This window comes from Mycobacterium sp. (assembly GCF_965229265.1).
GTDB lineage: Bacteria > Actinomycetota > Actinomycetes > Mycobacteriales > Mycobacteriaceae > Mycobacterium.
The window spans coordinates 905,697-921,840 of sequence record NZ_CBDDIY010000011.1; the positions used below are offsets into that span (position 1 = coordinate 905,697).

Annotated in this window: 17 protein-coding genes; 13 read left to right on the forward strand and 4 right to left on the reverse strand. The window is 67.6% G+C overall.

Annotation, left to right across the window (positions count from 1 at the left end; all coding sequences use genetic code 11):
* Positions 1 to 60: 60 nt before the first annotated feature.
* From ADBZ9K_RS16755 to ADBZ9K_RS16775, 5 genes are read left to right on the forward strand one after another with little or no spacing between them, the layout of a single operon-like run.
* The gene (locus tag ADBZ9K_RS16755; protein WP_526622312.1) at positions 61 to 1,239 is read left to right on the forward strand and encodes an ABC transporter permease; all 1,179 of its coding nucleotides are present in this window, start codon (positions 61 to 63) and stop codon (positions 1,237 to 1,239) included.
* On the forward strand, positions 1,239 to 1,805 hold the full coding sequence (locus ADBZ9K_RS16760) for an ABC transporter permease (RefSeq protein ID WP_526622314.1): 567 nt from the start codon (positions 1,239 to 1,241) through the stop codon (positions 1,803 to 1,805). The genes ADBZ9K_RS16755 and ADBZ9K_RS16760 overlap by 1 nt, the downstream gene beginning before the upstream one ends.
* Positions 1,806 to 1,807: 2 nt before the next feature.
* Positions 1,808 to 2,530, forward strand: a complete 723-nt coding sequence (locus ADBZ9K_RS16765) for an ABC transporter ATP-binding protein (RefSeq protein WP_526622316.1) — start codon at positions 1,808 to 1,810, stop codon at positions 2,528 to 2,530.
* A 43-nt stretch (positions 2,531 to 2,573) separates the two neighbouring features.
* A complete protein-coding gene (locus tag ADBZ9K_RS16770) occupies positions 2,574 to 4,094 on the forward strand; it encodes an amino acid permease (RefSeq protein WP_526622318.1) in 1,521 nt (506 codons plus the stop codon).
* A 5-nt stretch (positions 4,095 to 4,099) separates the two neighbouring features.
* Positions 4,100 to 6,079, forward strand: a complete 1,980-nt coding sequence (locus tag ADBZ9K_RS16775) for a primary-amine oxidase (RefSeq protein ID WP_526622320.1) — start codon at positions 4,100 to 4,102, stop codon at positions 6,077 to 6,079.
* Here the strand turns inward: ADBZ9K_RS16775 and ADBZ9K_RS16780 are convergent.
* Complete coding sequence (locus ADBZ9K_RS16780; RefSeq protein ID WP_526622322.1) at positions 6,073 to 6,495, reverse strand: MarR family winged helix-turn-helix transcriptional regulator; 423 nt, start codon at positions 6,493 to 6,495, stop codon at positions 6,073 to 6,075. The two genes, ADBZ9K_RS16775 and ADBZ9K_RS16780, sit on opposite strands and share 7 nt — an antisense overlap.
* Before the next feature lie 45 nt (positions 6,496 to 6,540).
* Here ADBZ9K_RS16780 and ADBZ9K_RS16785 point away from each other — a divergent pair, with 45 nt between their 5' ends.
* The 6 genes from ADBZ9K_RS16785 (at position 6,541) to rlmN (ending at position 11,150) form a co-directional block, all read left to right on the forward strand.
* Entirely contained in the window at positions 6,541 to 7,221 is a 681-nt protein-coding gene (locus ADBZ9K_RS16785; protein WP_526622324.1) for a class I SAM-dependent methyltransferase, read from the forward strand.
* A gap of 47 nt (positions 7,222 to 7,268) precedes the next feature.
* Positions 7,269 to 7,622 (forward strand): Fe-S protein, encoded by a 354-nt coding sequence (locus ADBZ9K_RS16790; RefSeq protein WP_526622326.1) that lies wholly within the window; start codon positions 7,269 to 7,271, stop codon positions 7,620 to 7,622.
* A gap of 125 nt (positions 7,623 to 7,747) precedes the next feature.
* Positions 7,748 to 8,515: a UMP kinase gene (pyrH, locus tag ADBZ9K_RS16795; protein WP_526622327.1), complete on the forward strand. Its 768-nt coding sequence runs from the start codon at positions 7,748 to 7,750 to the stop codon at positions 8,513 to 8,515.
* Positions 8,516 to 8,531: 16 nt separating this feature from the next.
* The gene (gene frr / locus ADBZ9K_RS16800; protein ID WP_526622329.1) at positions 8,532 to 9,089 is read left to right on the forward strand and encodes a ribosome recycling factor; all 558 of its coding nucleotides are present in this window, start codon (positions 8,532 to 8,534) and stop codon (positions 9,087 to 9,089) included.
* A complete protein-coding gene (locus tag ADBZ9K_RS16805) occupies positions 9,089 to 9,982 on the forward strand; it encodes a phosphatidate cytidylyltransferase (protein ID WP_526622331.1) in 894 nt (297 codons plus the stop codon). Before frr ends, ADBZ9K_RS16805 begins: the two co-directional genes overlap by 1 nt.
* A 76-nt stretch (positions 9,983 to 10,058) precedes the next feature.
* Positions 10,059 to 11,150 carry a dual-specificity RNA methyltransferase RlmN gene (gene rlmN, locus ADBZ9K_RS16810; RefSeq protein ID WP_526622333.1) on the forward strand — a complete coding sequence of 364 codons (1,092 nt, stop codon included), beginning with the start codon at positions 10,059 to 10,061 and terminating at the stop codon, positions 11,148 to 11,150.
* 169 nt (positions 11,151 to 11,319) lie between these two features.
* Here the strand turns inward: rlmN and ADBZ9K_RS16815 are convergent, their stop codons facing one another.
* Positions 11,320 to 11,574 carry a DUF2631 domain-containing protein gene (locus ADBZ9K_RS16815; RefSeq protein WP_526622335.1) on the reverse strand — a complete coding sequence of 85 codons (255 nt, stop codon included), beginning with the start codon at positions 11,572 to 11,574 and terminating at the stop codon, positions 11,320 to 11,322.
* 61 nt (positions 11,575 to 11,635) lie between these two features.
* A complete protein-coding gene (locus tag ADBZ9K_RS16820) occupies positions 11,636 to 12,985 on the reverse strand; it encodes a cryptochrome/photolyase family protein (protein ID WP_526622337.1) in 1,350 nt (449 codons plus the stop codon).
* Positions 12,986 to 13,063: 78 nt separating this feature from the next.
* On the opposite strand from ADBZ9K_RS16820, the gene puuE reads away from it, so the two are divergent.
* Positions 13,064 to 13,987: an allantoinase PuuE gene (puuE, locus tag ADBZ9K_RS16825; RefSeq protein ID WP_526622339.1), complete on the forward strand. Its 924-nt coding sequence runs from the start codon at positions 13,064 to 13,066 to the stop codon at positions 13,985 to 13,987.
* An 83-nt stretch (positions 13,988 to 14,070) separates the two neighbouring features.
* On the forward strand, positions 14,071 to 15,126 hold the full coding sequence (locus tag ADBZ9K_RS16830) for a GlxA family transcriptional regulator (protein ID WP_526622341.1): 1,056 nt from the start codon (positions 14,071 to 14,073) through the stop codon (positions 15,124 to 15,126).
* Here ADBZ9K_RS16830 and ADBZ9K_RS16835 read toward each other — a convergent pair.
* Positions 15,076 to 16,083 carry a GlxA family transcriptional regulator gene (locus tag ADBZ9K_RS16835; RefSeq protein WP_526622343.1) on the reverse strand — a complete coding sequence of 336 codons (1,008 nt, stop codon included), beginning with the start codon at positions 16,081 to 16,083 and terminating at the stop codon, positions 15,076 to 15,078. The genes ADBZ9K_RS16830 and ADBZ9K_RS16835 overlap by 51 nt on opposite strands.
* Between the last annotated feature and the right edge of the window lie 61 nt (positions 16,084 to 16,144).

Consider the following 16,144-nt stretch of genomic DNA (forward strand, 5'->3'; position numbering starts at 1 on the left):
GGGCTGACTTAACTCGGCGGACATCTATGGCTGCGGTCCGCGAAACAGGCCGAGCCGAATATGTTCGGTGTGGAAACCTCTGCGTCCACAGTGATTTCGCGACCATCGGCGATCGCCACCTCATCCGGGAACAACACCTTTGTGTGTCTTCTCCGGTTTGCCTGGGCGAATATTCGCCGCAGGCCCGAGCGCTTCGTGCTGTCGGTCCTCGGCATCGCTCTGGCCCTCATGTGTGTGACGGTGGTGCGCACCATCTCCTCGAGTTTCGCGATCACCGGGGCTGATTCGGTCACCGATGTGCTCGACGGCGCGCAATTGTGGGCGGTTCCGGCCGCCGGGGTGCACTTCGACAGTGAGGCGCAGGCCCTGGTTGCCGACGGACCCGCGCCGGCGATCGCCAGTCCCGAAGGGTGGCGCGCGATCAAGATCCTGTCCGGCACCACCGAGGTCGACGGCAAACCGGTGTCGCTACACGGATCTGACGAAATACCCACTGGTCAAGCAGTTTTGGGATCGCAGGTCGCCGAGCGGCTGGGCTTGGTCGGCGGCGACCGGATCACGATCGGCGGCCAAGATCTCGGTGTCGAGGTCCGCGGCGCCGGGCAGTCGATCACCGTGGCCACCCCGCTGGCGCAATCGGTGGTGGGCGACCGCGGCTGGTGGATCGTCTTCGCGCCGTCCGGTCAGGAGAAGAGCCGCAGCCTCGGCACGACCTTCGGCGGTGCCGTCGGGCTGGCATCGACATCGGACCCGTCGGTCACGCCGGACCCCGCCGGCTCGGGACTGATCTACGACACCGTCGGCGGTTCGGGTCCGCTGACCTTCGACCAGAAGTTCTCGGCACTGTTCTCCGGCAAGGTGACCAGTTCCACGTTGGGCATCATCTCGATCATCGGGCTGGTGCTCGGCTTCATCATCGCGGTGTCCTCCTTCCTGGCCGCCGTACAGGAACGCCGCCGCGAATTCGGCATCATGTCCAGCATCGGGCTGGCCGACGAGGTGCTCTATTTCTTCCTCGTCGAATCCGCCGTGGTGTTCGTGACGGCTTACGTGCTCGGCGTGCTATCGGCCGGAATCGCAGTGGCACTGGTGATTCCCGGCATCGCCACCCCGATCGCCTGGTTGCAGGCCGCCGGCATGGTCGCCGGCTTCATGCCGGCCATGGCAATCGTCGGCGCGCTGATACCCGTGCACCGGCTGCTCCAGCAGCGCCCGGTCGACCTGCTCGGAGGCCGCTGATGATCGGTCATGGACTGGCCTACGGATGGCTTGCTGCCAGGCGGCGGGTCCGGGAGATGGTGCTGCCGATCGTCACCACGGCCACCGGCGCCTTCCTCGTCGTCATCGTGTTCGGGATGTCGGCGGGGATCCGGGCACAGTCGGCAGCGCTGGGACATGCCGCCGAGATCGGCAAGGCCATCGTGCTGATCGCCATCACCGTGTTGCTGGTCGGTGTCGTCGAGGTCGCGGTGGCCACCACCCGAACCGTCGCGCACCGTACCCGTGAACTCGGGGTGCTTGGCGCCACCGGGGTGCCGCGCCGGCCGGTGATCGCGGCGCTGCTGGTCGAACCGGCGGTCGCCGCGATCCTGGGGGCGCTGGCCGGTGTGGTGCTGGCGGTGGCGGGTGCGGTCATCCTGGCCGCCCTCGGCTTGGTGCCCACCGGGGTGTCCCCGGCCGGGCTGGGCTTCGGCGCGGCCATCGCCGTCGGGGTGAGCATCGTCGCCGCCCTGGTCACCAGCGTCATCCCCACGTGGAACGCGGCGTCGCGTCCACCCATCCGCTCCCTGTCGACCGGAGGTTAATCATGACCGCAGTCGAAGACGCCGTGCCGCAGGCGGCGCCGGCTCCCGACCCCACGCCGGTGATCGAGATCAGCGACGTGTGGAAGTTGCACAAGCTCGGCGATGAAGTGGTCAAGGCGTTGATAGCCGCCGAATTGACTGTCATGCCAGGAGAATTCGTCTGTCTGATGGGGCCGAGCGGAAGCGGGAAGTCGACCCTGCTCAACATCATCGGCGGCCTCGACCGGCCCACCAAGGGTTCGGTGACGATCGCCGGGCGAGACACCGGCACGCTGACCGAGAGCCAGTTCGCCGCGCTGCGCCACGACACGATCGGCTTCATCTTCCAGAGCTACAACCTGATCCCGTTTCTGTCCGCGGTCGAGAACGTCGAACTGCCACTGATGTTCGAGCCCTTTGACCGCGCATCATTGCGTCAGCGGGCGCTGGAACTGCTCGACCTCGTCGGCCTGAGCCACCGGGTGCATCACCAGCCGACCAAGATGTCCGGTGGTGAGCAGCAGCGCACCGCGATCGCGCGGTCGCTGATCAGCAATCCCACCCTGGTGCTCGCCGACGAGCCGACCGCAAATCTGGACCACCGCACGGGGGAGACGGTGGTGCGCATGCTGCGCGACCTGTGTTCGACGCTGGGCGTCACGGTCGTTGCCAGCACCCACGATCCCACGGTGGCCGACGAAGCGAGCCGTGTCGTCCGGATGCGAGACGGACAAATCATCAACTGATCCAAGCGGGAACAACTGCCCCTATCGGGATTGGAAGTAATACATGACGCAAGAACTCGAGGCGCCAGCGTCGGCTCAGCGCGACAAGCTCTTGACCACAGAGCTCGTCCCCGAGCAGGTGCTACCGAAGGTGATGACGACCTTCGGCCTCACGGCCACCTACGTCTTCATCATCTGCTGGATCACCGGCTCGTCGATCATGGCGGCCGGCGGCTGGACCGCGATCCCGATGTGGATTCTCGGCATCCTCACCTTCTTGATTCCCGCGGGCATGGCGGTGGCCGAACTGGGCAACCTGTGGCCCGGTGAAGGTGGGGTGTACATCTGGGCCACCCGAACTATGGGCGAGACGTGGGGCTTCATCGGTGGCTACCTGTCGTGGATCCCGGTGGTGCTCAACTCCGCGTCGTCGCCGGCGATCATCCTGCAGTTCCTGCTGCTGGCTTTCCACGCCGAACTCGGCCTGACCCTGAGCATCATCCTGCAGGTGGCGCTGCTGTGGGCTGTCGTCGGTTTGGCGCTGGCCAAACTGGCTGCAAACCAACGCATCATGAACACCGTTTTCGTTGTGTACTGGGTTCTGACCGCCGTCATCTTCATCTCGGGCGTCATCTACGCCATCCGCAACGGGTCGGCGCAGGAGTTCACGGCGCGCGCCGCGACGGTGCCCGACTTCGCCGGCGCCGGATTCCTGTACGGCACCGTGCTGCTCTACCTGGTGGGCGTCGAGACGCCGTACAACATGGGTGCCGAGTTCTTGTCGGTGCGCAAGAGCGGGCCCAAGATGGTCGTCTACGGATCGATCGCACTGATCCTTATCTACCTGCTCACCACGCTGGGCACCATCATGGTGTTGCCGGCCGACGAGGTCAATCCGGTCACCGGCGTCATCGGCATGCTCGGCACCGCCGCACCCAAGGGCGTGATGGAAGTGGCGGCTGTCGTGCTGGCCATCATCGTGTTCGTGGCGTTGATGAGCTACCAGGTCACCTATTCGCGGCTAATCTTCGTCTCCGGCCTGGAGCGCCACCTGCCGCGGATCTTCACCCACCTCAACCCGCGCACCCGTAACCCGGTGACCGCGGTCCTCATCCAGGGTGTGCTGTCGTCGCTGCTCATCGTGGGCCTCTACTCGCAGAGCAGCATGGCCAACGTGACCGTGTTCCTGCAGGGCGGTCTGTCCATCGCGTGGCTGATCTCCGGGTTCTTCTTCCTGATCCCGGTCGTCATCGCGCGCAAGAAGTACGCCGATCGCTATGCCTCCGAAAAGTTCTGGCGTATCCCCGGCGGCATGGTCGGCGTGTGGATCGCCATTGTGGTCGGCTCGTTGGGCACCCTCGGCGGCATCTACTACTCGTTCGCCAAGTCGTGGATCGCCGATGTGCCCGACAGCACCTGGATGGTGTGGACCGGAAGCATCGCGATGGGCATGTTCGCCCTCGGCGTCGTCGTGTACATCTTCGGCCGCCGCTCCGCCCACAAGGTGACCCAGGAAGACGCCCTGGCCCATCTGGCCGTACTGGATCTCAAGAAGTCCGAATCATCAAGCCCCGAGGCGGTTTAACCCACATGACCATGGACAGCACCGTGCTGAGCACGGGAACCACCGACGACCGTGCCTGTTACCCCCTCGACCCACTCTCCGGAGCCGAGATCGAGGCCGCCGCGGCCGTCGTCAAGGAATCGCAGTACGCGACGCCGACGCTGAAGTTCGTGATGATCCAGCTGGCCGAGCCGGACAAGAACGCGGCGTTGACATTCGAGGCGATGACCGACCTGCCACGGCGGGCTTTCATCACGATGTACGACGCCGCGGCCAAGCTCATCTACGAATCGGTGGTCGACATCGGCGCCCGGGTGGTGGAGACCTGGACGGCCATCCCGGGTCGCTTCCCGTCCTATCTCGTCGAGCACATGACCGGTGTCGAGGAGGTGGTCCGCGCCGATCCGCGGTGGCAGGAGGCGATGCGCAAGCGCGGCGTCACCGACTTCGACCTGGCGATGATCGACCCTTGGCCCGCAGGCTATTACGGCGCGCAGGACCACTACGAGAACTCGCCGTTGATCTGCCGGCCGTTGACGTTCATGCGGGCCGCGCCGTCCGAGCACGGCTACGCCCGTCCGGTGGAGGGCGTGATCGTCACGTTCGACCTCGACTCGATGACGGTCCTCGAGGTGGAGGACCACGGGGTGGTGCCGCTGCCGCCGAAATCGGGCAACTACTCGGCGCAGTTCATGTTCGACGAGGACAACCGGCCCGCCTTCACCCAGTTCCGCGACGATGTCAAGACCATCGAGATCACCCAACCCGACGGTCCGAGCTTCACCGTCGACGGCTGGAAGGTCCAGTGGCAGAAGTGGTCCCTGCGGGTTGGCTTCAACCCCCGTGAGGGGCTCACCCTGCATGAGATCACCTACAACGACCGGGGCACGGTCCGCCCGATCATGTACCGGGCGGCGCTCTCGGAGATGGTGGTGCCCTACGGTGACACCTCGCCGACGCACTGGAACAAGAACGTCTTCGACATGGGTGAGGTCGGCATGGGGTTCTCGGCCAACCCACTGACCCTCGGGTGTGACTGCCTGGGCGAGATCTTCTACTTCGACGGTACGGTGCACGACTCCGACGGCAACGCGGTCACCATTCCCAACGCGATCTGCATGCATGAGGAGGACTACGGAATCTCCTGGAAGCACACCGACTTCCGCACCGGCGAGGTGGAGGTGCGCCGCTCGCGCCGGCTGGTGATCTCGATGATCTGCACGGTGGGCAACTACGAATATGGGTTCTTCTGGTACCTCTACAACGACGCGTCCATCGAGATGGAGGTCAAGCTCTCCGGCGTGCTCACCACCGGGTCGATTCCGGAGGGGGAGTTGCCGCGGTGGGGCAAGCTCGTCGCGCCGGGAATTTATGGTCCCAACCACCAGCACTTCTTCAACTTCCGGCTCGACATGAGCATCGACGGGCCGAGTAACAGTGTCTACGAGGTGGATTCGGTGGTCGAGCCCGAAGCTGAGCTCAACCCGCACCACAACGCGTGGATCGCGAAGGACACACTGGTGGCCTCGGAGGCCGAGGGTGCCCGGGACTGGAACTGGTCGACCGGGCGGTACTGGAAGGTCACCAACCCGTCCAAGGTCAACGAGCTCGGCGCCGCGGTGGGATACAAACTGATGCCCCGTGATCCGGTGCCGGTGATGGTGCAAGAGGGCTCCTACATCTATGACCGGGCCCGCTTCGTCCAGCACAACCTGTGGGTGACAAAGTACGACCCGGCGGAGAAGTTCGCCGCCGGCGACTACATGTACCAGAGCGCCGAGGCCCAGGGGCTGCCCCAGTACATCGCCGACGACGCGCCGCTGGAGAACACCGACATCGTGCTCTGGTACACGGTGGGTGCCCATCACATTGTGTGCCCGGAGGACTGGCCGGTAATGCCCTGCCACTACACCGGATTCAAGATGAAGCCGGTCGGCTTCTTTGACGGGAACCCGGCGCTGGACGTGCCGCCGTCACCGCCGAAGGGCTGCCACAGCCATCACTGAGCTCCGAGGGCGGCGAGAATTCCGCGGAATTCTCGCCGCTGTTCGGCGCTCAGGTTGACCATCAGCCGGTCCTCGGCCGCGCGCACGCCGGTCTCGGTGCTGGCCAGCAGTTCCATCCCGCTCCGGGTCAACTTCGCGGGTAGTGAGCGCCCCGAGGCCACGCTCGGCGGGCGGATCACGAGTTCGCGCTCCTCCAGGCTGCGCAGGACCATGTTCATCGCCTGTGGTGAGACGCCGGTGTCACGGGCCAGCTCGGCATTGGAGCGGTCGGGATAGCGCGACAGTAGGCGCATGCAGATGTACTGCGGGAACGACAGGCCGATGGGTTCGAGCACCGTCGAGCACACTTCGGCGCGCAACGCCGAGGTGACGCGGTGCAGCAGGTAGCCCAGCGGCTGGTCGTTGCCTGAAACCATGTCAATCATATTGACATATATCAACGGCATTGATAATGCTGGAGTATGACCACACCAGACGATCTCTTCGATTCGGCTTACCGCGGCCAGGCTCCGGAATTCGAGGGCTTCCGGCCCCCGTGGAGCATCGGCGAGCCGCAGCCCGAGATCGCCGCACTCATCGAGGCGGGGAAATTTCACGGTGACGTCCTCGACGCCGGCTGCGGCGAGGCGGCCGTGTCGCTGTACCTGGCCGAACGCGGGTTCACCACCGTCGGGCTCGACCTCTCGCCCACGGCCATCGAGCTGGCCCGGGCCGAGGCCGCCAAGCGGGGCCTGGCCGGCGCCAGCTTCGACGTCGCCGACATCAGCAACTTCGGTGGCTACGACGGCCGATTCGGCACCATCGTCGACTCCACACTGTTCCACTCGATGCCGGTCGAAGCGCGGGAGGGCTATCAGCGTTCGATCGTGCGGGCGGCCGCCCCGGGCGCGAGCTACTTCGTGCTGGTGTTCGACGCCACCGCGATGCCGGCGAACGGGCCCGCCCACCCGGTGACTGCCGAGGAGCTGCGGGCCGCGGTCGAGCCGTACTGGGTGGTCGACGAGATCAGGCCGGCGCGGATTCACGCCAACGTGCCCGATGCGTTGGCCGCCATGACCGAGTTCGCCGGTGGCGATCTACGTCCCGAAGCCAACGGTCGTAAGTCGATGCCGGCCTGGCTGTTGTCGGCGCATCTGGGCTGACCGTCTAGCCTGCGGGCCGCCGACCTGGGGTGTCGTACGCTGAGCCGATGGAGCTACTACGCAACGTAGTCGTGTTGGTGCACATCGTGGGGTTCGCCGTGACGTTCGGCGCCTGGGTGGCCGAAGCGGCAGCCCGGCGGTTCCGCACCACCCGGGTGATGGACTACGGGCTGCTGGTGTCGCTGCTCACCGGCGTGGCGCTGGCCGCGCCGTGGCCGGCGGGAATCGTGCTGAACTACCCGAAGATCGGGGTCAAGCTCGTCATCCTGGTGGTGCTGGGCGGGCTGCTCGGCATGGGTAATGCGCGGCAGCGGCGCACCGGCGAGCCGGTCGCCCGCCCGGTGTTCGTGTCGGTCGGCGTGTTGTCGCTGGCGGCGGCCGGCATCGCCGTGCTGTGGTGAGCTGAATCGGGCCCGCAACCCGACAAATCCGTGACTCCGGCGATGAGGCAGGATAGAAGTGCCGTCCCGAACGTCGCCGGGATGGCACTCTCGTGCCAGGAGTCCGACACAATCCGAGGAGTCTGATGGGGGAGCCGGCCAGTCCCAACGGCGCTGATCCGTCGGCGACGCATCCGCAGGGATTGCGCCCGAAGTATTCGCGGGTGCTGCTCAAACTCGGCGGGGAGATGTTCGGCGGCGGGTCGGTCGGGTTGGACCCCGACGTCGTCGCCCAGGTGGCCCGGCAGATCGCCGAGGTGGTGCGCAGCGGGGTGCAGGTCGCCGTTGTCATCGGCGGGGGCAACTTCTTCCGTGGCGCCCAACTGCAGCAGCGCGGGATGGAACGCACCCGGTCGGACTACATGGGCATGCTCGGCACCGTTATGAACAGCCTTGCGCTCCAGGACTTCCTGGAAAAGGAAGGCATCGTCACGCGGGTCCAGACGGCCATCACCATGGGCCAGGTCGCCGAGCCCTACATTCCGCTGCGGGCGGTGCGGCACCTGGAGAAGAGCCGGGTGGTGATCTTCGGCGCGGGTATGGGTCTGCCGTACTTCTCCACCGACACCACCGCCGCGCAGCGCGCCCTGGAGATCGGCGCCGACGTCGTGCTGATGGCCAAGGCGGTCGACGGGATCTTCACCGACGACCCGCGGGAGAACCCGGACGCGCAGATGCTCACCGAGATCACCCACCGCGAGGTCATCGACCGTGGACTGCGGGTGGCCGACGCGACCGCATTTAGCCTGTGCATGGACAACGGCATGCCCATCCTGGTGTTCAACCTGCTGACCAACGGGAATATCGCCCGGGCGGTCGCAGGTGAGAAGATCGGGACACTGGTCACCACCTGAGGGAGGACCCCCGTACATGATTGAAGAGGCGCTCTTCGACGCCGAAGAAAAGATGGAGAAGGCCGTCGCGGTGGCCCGCGATGACCTGTCGTCCATCCGTACCGGACGGGCGAACCCCGGCATGTTCTCGCGCGTGGTGGTGGACTATTACGGCTCGACGACCCCGATCACGCAGCTGTCGAGCATCAACGTGCCCGAGGCGCGGATGGTCGTGATCAAGCCCTACGAGGCGTCCCAGCTCAAGGCCATCGAGGATGCCATCCGCAACTCCGATCTTGGCGTGAACCCGACCAACGACGGCACCATCATCCGGGTGTCCATCCCGCAGCTGACCGAGGAACGCCGCCGCGATCTGGTCAAGCAGGCCAAGTCCAAGGGCGAGGACGCCAAGGTCTCGGTGCGCAATATCCGCCGCAAGGCGATGGAGGAGCTGGCCCGCATCAAGAAGGACGGCGAGGCCGGCGAGGACGAGGTCAGCCGGGCCGAGAAGGACCTCGACAAGTCGACCCACCAGTACACCACTCAGATCGACGAACTGGTCAAGCACAAGGAAGGCGAACTGCTGGAGGTCTGATGACCGCTCAGCAACCATCGCCCGTGGCAGCCACCGAGTCCGGCGCCCCCGATTCCGGGGTACCGGAGAAGAAGACCTCACGCGCCGGACGCAATCTGCCCGCCGCGATCGCCGTCGGCGCATTCCTGGGCGCCATGGCCATCGGCAGCCTGCTGTTCGCACCGAAATGGTGGTTCCCGCTGTTGGCCAGCGCCATCGCGATCGCCACCCACGAGGTGGTGCGCCGGTTGGGCGAACATGGCTACGCGATGCCGCTGGTGCCGCTGCTGGTGGGCGGTCAGGCGATGATCTGGCTGGCCTGGCCGTGGGGCGTCGCGGGGACGCTGGGGGCCTACGGCGGCACGATCGTGGTCGCCATGGTGTGGCGCCTCGTCGGGCAGGGGCTGCGGGAGCAGCCGGTCAACTACCTGCAGGACATCGCCGCAACGGTGCTACTGGCCACCTGGGTGCCATTGTTCGCCAGTTTCACCGCGCTGCTGATCTTCCAGGACAACGGCGGCGCCCGGGTCTTCACCGTGATCGCCACCGTCGTCTTCGCCGATATCGGTGGCTATATCGCCGGTGTGCTGTTCGGCAAGCATCTGCTGGCCCCGGCGATCAGCCCCAAGAAATCCTGGGAGGGGCTGGGCGGCTCACTGCTGTTCGGCATCGCCGCGGCCGTGCTGTCGGTCACGTTCCTGCTGCACAAACCCGCCTGGGTCGGCCTGCCGCTCGGGTTGATGCTGGTGATCACCGGCGTCCTCGGCGACCTGGTCGAATCGCAGGTCAAACGCGACATGGGCATCAAGGACATGGGCACGCTGCTGCCGGGCCACGGCGGCATCATGGACCGCATCGACGCGATGCTGCCGTCCGCGGTCGTCGGCTGGATCGTACTGACGCTGCTCGCCTGACCCGCGGTCGGGGATGCTCCAATGTCGGGGATGCTCCAATGTCGGGGATGCTCCAATGTCGGGGATACTGGGACCAATGAAGCAAGAGCTGGTCTTCGAGGCCCCGCGGCGTGCGCTGCCGCCACGACACCTCGCTGACCTCGATGCCGAGGGCCGCGCCGCCGCCGTCGCCGAACTCGGGCTGCCCGCATTCCGGGCCAAGCAGCTGGCTCAGCAGTACTACGGCAGGCTGCTGGCCGACCCGCAGCAGATGACCGACCTGCCCGCCGCGGTGCGTGACACGGTGGCCGACGCGCTGTTCCCGAAGCTGCTCTCGGTGGCCAAGGAAATCGAGTGCGACGCCGGGGAGACGCGAAAGACGTTGTGGCGCGCCCACGACGGCACCACCTTCGAGTCGGTGCTGATGCGCTACCCGAATCGCAACACCGTCTGCATCTCCTCGCAGGCCGGCTGCGGCATGGCCTGCCCGTTCTGCGCCACGGGCCAGGGCGGGCTGACCCGCAACCTGAGCACCGGCGAGATCCTCGAGCAGGTCCGGGCCGCGGCCGTCACGTTGCGCGACACCTTCGGTGACCGGCTCTCCAACGTGGTGTTCATGGGGATGGGTGAGCCGCTGGCCAACTACACCCGGGTGCTCGCCGCGGTACAGCGCATCACCGCCGCACCGCCGGAGGGTTTCGGCATCTCGGCACGGTCGGTGACGGTGTCGACGGTCGGGCTGGCCCCGGCGATCCGCAAGCTCGCCGACGAGCACCTGGGTGTGACGCTGGCGGTGTCGCTGCACACGCCCGACGACGAACTGCGCGACACTCTGGTGCCGGTGAACCTGAGATGGAAGGTCCACGAAGTTCTTGATGCCGCCCGTTACTACGCCGATCTCACCGGGCGCCGGGTGTCCATCGAGTACGCCCTGATCCGCGACGTCAACGACCAGGGCTGGCGGGCCGACCTGCTGGGCAAGAAGCTGCACTCCGCGCTCGGGCCGCTGGCGCACGTCAACCTGATCCCGCTCAACCCGACGCCGGGCAGCCAGTGGGATGCCAGCCCCAAGGCCGCCGAGCGTGAGTTCGTGCGCCGGGTGCGGGCTCGGGGCGTGTCGTGCACGGTGCGCGACACCCGCGGTCGCGAGATAGCGGCCGCGTGCGGCCAGCTGGCCGCCAGCGGCTAGTCGTCATGGTGTCACCTGCCGGGCAGGGAGGTTGTGTGCCCGTCTCTGAGCGACACAGTGGCGGCTGCGCCCGCCTTCACCCTCGCCGGAGCGCGCAGTGTCGCGCGAAGGCGGTCAGAGAACTAGACCCCGACGTCGGCGTGACGACGGGAACGGATGAGGCTGGTGGTTAGCGCAGCCAGCCGCGGCGGCGACCCCACCAGTCGCGGATGATCACACCGGCGACCAGGACCGCGAATACGACGAGCACATAGTCCTCGACGTGGCCGACATGGTTGCCGCGCAGCATCGCCAGCAGGAACACGACGACGAAGATGCCGACGCCGTACCAGGTGCGGTAGTTGATCTTGCTCCAACCCCAGGCGGCCGAGGGCACGTCGGCGGGGTCGACTTCGGTGTAACGCTCCACCTCGGTACTGACCATTGCGGCTCCTGTCGAACGATCGGCAACTGCGGCCATTCTGGCATACCGCCCCGGCGCGGGCTCAGCGGATCTGGCCGTAGCGCCGCAACGCCTCGACCCGTTCGGCGGCGTGGTCGACGATCGGGTCCGGATAGTCGGCGGGCCGGCCGCCCTTGAGCTTGTGCACGTCGGTCACTCCGGCCAGTTCGGGCACCCAGCGCCGCACATAGTCGCCGCTCGGGTCGAACTTCTCGCCCTGCGCGGTCGGGTTGAACACCCGGAAGTACGGCGCGGCGTCGGTGCCCGTGCCCGCGCACCACTGCCAGCCGTGCTGATTATTGGCGACGTCGCCGTCGGTCAGCTGCTCGAGAAACCAGCGCGCACCCCACTGCCACGGCAGATGCAGGTCCTTGACCAGGAACGACGCCACGATCATTCGTACCCGGTTGTGCATGAATCCGGTGTCGAGCAGCTGGCGCATGCCGGCGTCGACGATGGGGTAGCCGGTACGGCCCTGTTTCCAGGCCTCGAAGGTAACCGTTGCCGCCGTGTCGGTGTCGACCTCGATAGCGTCGTACCGGCGGTTCCAGTTCCACCAGGCGCTGTCGGGCCACGTCTGCAACACCGCGGCGTAGAAGTCACGGAACGCCAACTCGCGCAGGTAGGCGCCCGGCCCGGTCTGACGGGCGTCGAGGTCGGCGACCATCGTGCGGGGGTGGATGGTGCCGAACTTCAGGTGCGCCGACATCCGGCTGGTTCCCGGCTTGTCCGGGCGGTCGCGGTCCTGCGCGTAGTGAGCGAGCCCGGTGTCGACGAACTCGGCCCAGCCGCGCAGCGCGGCCGGCTCGCCGGCTTCGATGTCGAGGCGCGCGCCCGGGTTCGGCGGGTCGACCCGGCCGAGCCGGGCCGGCAGGGCCGCCGGGTCGATCCAGCTCACCGGCGCCGTCGCGGACTGAGCGGGGGCCCGCCAGCCGATCTGACGCCATCTGGCCAGAAAGGGGGTGAACACCTGATACGGGGATCCGTCGTCCTTGGTGACCCGCCCCGGTGAGACGAGGTAGGGCGACCCGGTGGCCTGCAGCGTGGCGCCGGCCTGCGCCAGCGTCGCGGCCACCGCGGCGTCGCGCCGCACCCCGAACGGGCTGAAGTCGGACGAGACGTGGACGGTCGTCGCGTCGACGGCGGCGCACAGCGCCGGGATCTCCTCGTCGGGCCGCCCGCGGGTGATCAGCAGCCGGCCGTCGAGCGCATCGGACAGCGCCCGCAGCGCATCGCCCAGATACTGCATCCGGCGCGGCCCCGACGAGGCCTCCAGCCGCGGGTCGAGCACGAAGCAGCCGAGCACGTCAGCATCGTCGGCGGCGGCTGCCAACAGGGGCGGAAGGTCGTGCAGGCGCAGATCGCGGCGAAACCACAGCAGTGTGGACGGCATGCCGTCCATGCTGCCCTGCCGCCGCAGACAACGCCGCCGAACCCGGCTCAGGCCCACTGGGCCTGCCAGAATGCAGCCATGACCCAAGGGCCCGGTCCGGTGCAGTATCCGCGCGACTTGGTCGGCTACGGGGCGCATCCGCCGCACCCGCGCTGGCCGGACGAGGCCAACATCGCGGTGCAGTTCGTACTCAACTACGAGGAGGGCGCCGAGAACAGCGTCCTGCACGGCGACCCGGCATCGGAGACGTTCCTCTCGGAAATTGTTGGTGCCCAGCCCTTCCCGAACCGGCACATGAGCATGGAGTCGCTCTACGAGTACGGATCCCGCGCCGGGCTGTGGCGGCTGCTACGGGTGTTCGACCGCCGTGGCCTACCGCTGACCATCTTCGGGGTCGCGATGGCGCTGGCCCGCAATCCCGAGGCGGTCGCGGCGTTCACCGCACGCGGTGACGAGATCGCCTGCCACGGCCTGCGCTGGATCAGCTATCAGCTGGTCGAACCGGCGGTGGAACGCGCGCACCTGGCCGAGGCGGTGGACCTGATCACCGAGCTCACCGGATCGGCCCCGTTGGGCTGGTACACCGGCCGGGACTCCCCGCAGACCCGCCAGCTGGTGGTCGAGCACGGCGGGTTCCTCTACGACTCCGACTCCTACGCCGACGACCTGCCGTACTGGACACGGGTCGACGGACACGCTCACCTGGTGGTGCCCTACACGTTGGACACCAACGACATGCGTTTCGCGACACCGGGTGGATTCCCTTCCGGTGAACAGTTTTTCGCCCACCTGCGTGATGCCTTCGACGTGCTGTACGCCGAGGGCGCGGCGGGTGCGCCCAAGATGCTCTCAGTCGGGTTGCACTGTCGGCTGGCCGGGCGGCCGGGGCGCACCGCCGCGCTGGAGCGCTTCCTGGACCACGTGCAGTCCCACGACAAGGTGTGGATCACCCGGCGGGTGGACGTCGCCCGGCACTGGATCGCGCGCTTTCCCGCGCCCTGAACGACGCTGCGCGTCGGTGGCAACGTCGCGGTAACAGAGGCCGGTTACATTCATCGGCACAGCGAAGGGCGGCAAGAGGACACGTGGCCGACGATTCCCGGGGCCGGGCGGGTGCGACGCAGGGCGCGCACGCGCCTAGAACCGTCGTGTTCGCGCTCTATGACAAGGTGACCTTGCAGGATGTCGCCGCACCGCTGGAGATCTTCGCCCGCGCCAACGATTTCGGCGCGAATTACACCGTCCTGCTGGCCTCGCCGACCGGTGCGCCGGTGGGCACCACCGCCTACGCGACACTCGACGTCGACGTCTCGGTGGCCGATGTGCCCGGCGAGATCGACACCCTGCTGGTGCCGGGCGGGGTCCCCGCCGACTTCACCTTCACCCCAGGCGTCCACGACATCCCGGAGGAACCCACCCCCGACGCCGTCCCGGACGCCCTGGAGATGGTGCGCCAGCTCGCGCCGCGGGCGCGCCGGGTCGCCTCGGTGTGTACAGGTGCCTTCGTGCTGGCTCGCCTCGGAATGTTGGAGGGGCGCAGTGCGACAACACATTGGGCGCACTGCCAGGAGCTGGCCCGCCAGTACCCCGGGGTGCGGGTCGACCCGGATTCGCTGTTCGTCCGGGACGGCCCGTTCATCACCGGCGCGGGGATCACCGCCGGGATCGACCTAGCGCTGGCACTGGTCGAAAGCGACTACGGCCCGAGTGTGGCCCGGCGGGTGGCCCGTTGGATGGTCGTCTTCCTGCAACGCCCCGGCGGGCAGGCCCAATTCAGCGTCTGGGCGGACTCGGCGCTGCCGGCCTCGGACGGCCTCCGCGAGATCATGGACGCGGTGATCGCCGCTCCCGGCGCCGATCACTCGATCGCCTCGATGGCCGCGCGCGCCGCGGTCAGCGAACGGCATCTGGTGCGGATGTTCCGCGACCAGGTCGGCATGACCCCGGCCCGGTTCGTCGAGCAGGCCCGGTTGGAGGCCGCCAAGGTGCTGCTCGCGACCGGCGACCACAGCCAGGACGCCATCGCGCGGCGAGCCGGGTTCGGCACCCCCGACACCATGCGGCGCACCTTCCGACGCAACCTCGGGGTGTCACCCAGCGTGTACCGAAACCGCTTCCGCACCACAGGTATCGACCAGTAGCCGCGCCGGGCGTGCGCTGCCCGGCGGAGCGCGGTGCGCGGCCAGATGATCGCGGACCCGGGCGCCGTAGCGCAGCCCGCTGCGCTGGGCGGCGGCGTGAAACGACTCACCCGCCAGGACCAGACCGACCGCGTTCTCCAGCCGGACCTCGTAGACATACTGGCGCAATGTCTTACCGACCTGGGCCTTGAACAACCGGGCCAGATGGCGCGGGCTCAGCCCGACCTGAGCGGCCACCGCGTCGAGTTCGTAGTCACCGGCTGGGTCGGCGTTGACCGTCGCCGTCAAGCGTTCCAGCCCAGGGTGTTTCGGCCGCGGCGTGCGGGCCGCGACCGAGATCTGCGGGTGGCCCTCCAGTCGTCGGCTCAGCACCACCATCTCTTTGGCGATCTCGGCGGCGACGTCGGTGCCGTGGTCGTCGGCAACCAGCGCCAGGGCCAGATCGATGCCCGCCGCGACACCGGCCGAGGTCCAGATCTCGCCGTCGCGGGTGTAGACCGATTCCCGTTCGAGCAGTGTCGACGGGTGGCGCGCGGCGAACGTATCCAGGTGCCGCCAGTGCGTGGTGGCACGCCGACCGTCGAGCAGCCCCACCGCGCCCAGCGCGAAGGACCCCGCGCAGATCGCGGCGACCCGGCGCGCCTGCGGGGCGTGCAGGCGGATCAGCTGTTGGAGGCGTTGCGGCACAGCGTCAGTCACCAAAGCCGCCCCGCCGGGAATCAGGAGGGTGTCCGGGTGCGGCGCCAGCTCCGAGGCAGCTGCCACGTCAAGGCGCAACCCCGACGAGCATTGCACTGTGTGGGATTCGCCGCACGCATGCAGCGTGACGGAGTACGAACAGCCCAGTGCCCGCGCCACATCGAAGACTTCCAACGGGCCGGTGACGTCGAGGGTGCGGACGCCGTCGAATACCAGCATCGCGATGTGCCGCGACGCCGGGGCCACGTGATGACACATTGCTAGAGCCTGGCTGCGCCGCTGCACGGGCGCGCGGCGATGTCCCGATTTACGGTGGATC

Bases quoted from the DNA above. Each gene is read 5' to 3' on its own strand.
- ADBZ9K_RS16755 (WP_526622312.1), top strand. From the start codon at position 61: ATGTTCGGTGTGGAAACCTCTGCGTCCACAGTGATTTCGCGACCATCG.
- ADBZ9K_RS16760 (WP_526622314.1), top strand. From the start codon at position 1,239: ATGATCGGTCATGGACTGGCCTACGGATGGCTTGCTGCCAGGCGGCGG.
- ADBZ9K_RS16765 (WP_526622316.1), top strand. From the start codon at position 1,808: ATGACCGCAGTCGAAGACGCCGTGCCGCAGGCGGCGCCGGCTCCCGAC.
- ADBZ9K_RS16770 (WP_526622318.1), top strand. From the start codon at position 2,574: ATGACGCAAGAACTCGAGGCGCCAGCGTCGGCTCAGCGCGACAAGCTC.
- ADBZ9K_RS16775 (WP_526622320.1), top strand. From the start codon at position 4,100: ATGACCATGGACAGCACCGTGCTGAGCACGGGAACCACCGACGACCGT.
- ADBZ9K_RS16780 (WP_526622322.1), bottom strand. From the start codon at position 6,495: ATGGTTTCAGGCAACGACCAGCCGCTGGGCTACCTGCTGCACCGCGTC.
- ADBZ9K_RS16785 (WP_526622324.1), top strand. From the start codon at position 6,541: ATGACCACACCAGACGATCTCTTCGATTCGGCTTACCGCGGCCAGGCT.
- ADBZ9K_RS16790 (WP_526622326.1), top strand. From the start codon at position 7,269: ATGGAGCTACTACGCAACGTAGTCGTGTTGGTGCACATCGTGGGGTTC.
- pyrH (WP_526622327.1), top strand. From the start codon at position 7,748: ATGGGGGAGCCGGCCAGTCCCAACGGCGCTGATCCGTCGGCGACGCAT.
- frr (WP_526622329.1), top strand. From the start codon at position 8,532: ATGATTGAAGAGGCGCTCTTCGACGCCGAAGAAAAGATGGAGAAGGCC.
- ADBZ9K_RS16805 (WP_526622331.1), top strand. From the start codon at position 9,089: ATGACCGCTCAGCAACCATCGCCCGTGGCAGCCACCGAGTCCGGCGCC.
- rlmN (WP_526622333.1), top strand. From the start codon at position 10,059: ATGAAGCAAGAGCTGGTCTTCGAGGCCCCGCGGCGTGCGCTGCCGCCA.
- ADBZ9K_RS16815 (WP_526622335.1), bottom strand. From the start codon at position 11,574: ATGGTCAGTACCGAGGTGGAGCGTTACACCGAAGTCGACCCCGCCGAC.
- ADBZ9K_RS16820 (WP_526622337.1), bottom strand. From the start codon at position 12,985: ATGCCGTCCACACTGCTGTGGTTTCGCCGCGATCTGCGCCTGCACGAC.
- puuE (WP_526622339.1), top strand. From the start codon at position 13,064: ATGACCCAAGGGCCCGGTCCGGTGCAGTATCCGCGCGACTTGGTCGGC.
- ADBZ9K_RS16835 (WP_526622343.1), bottom strand. From the start codon at position 16,083: ATGTGTCATCACGTGGCCCCGGCGTCGCGGCACATCGCGATGCTGGTA.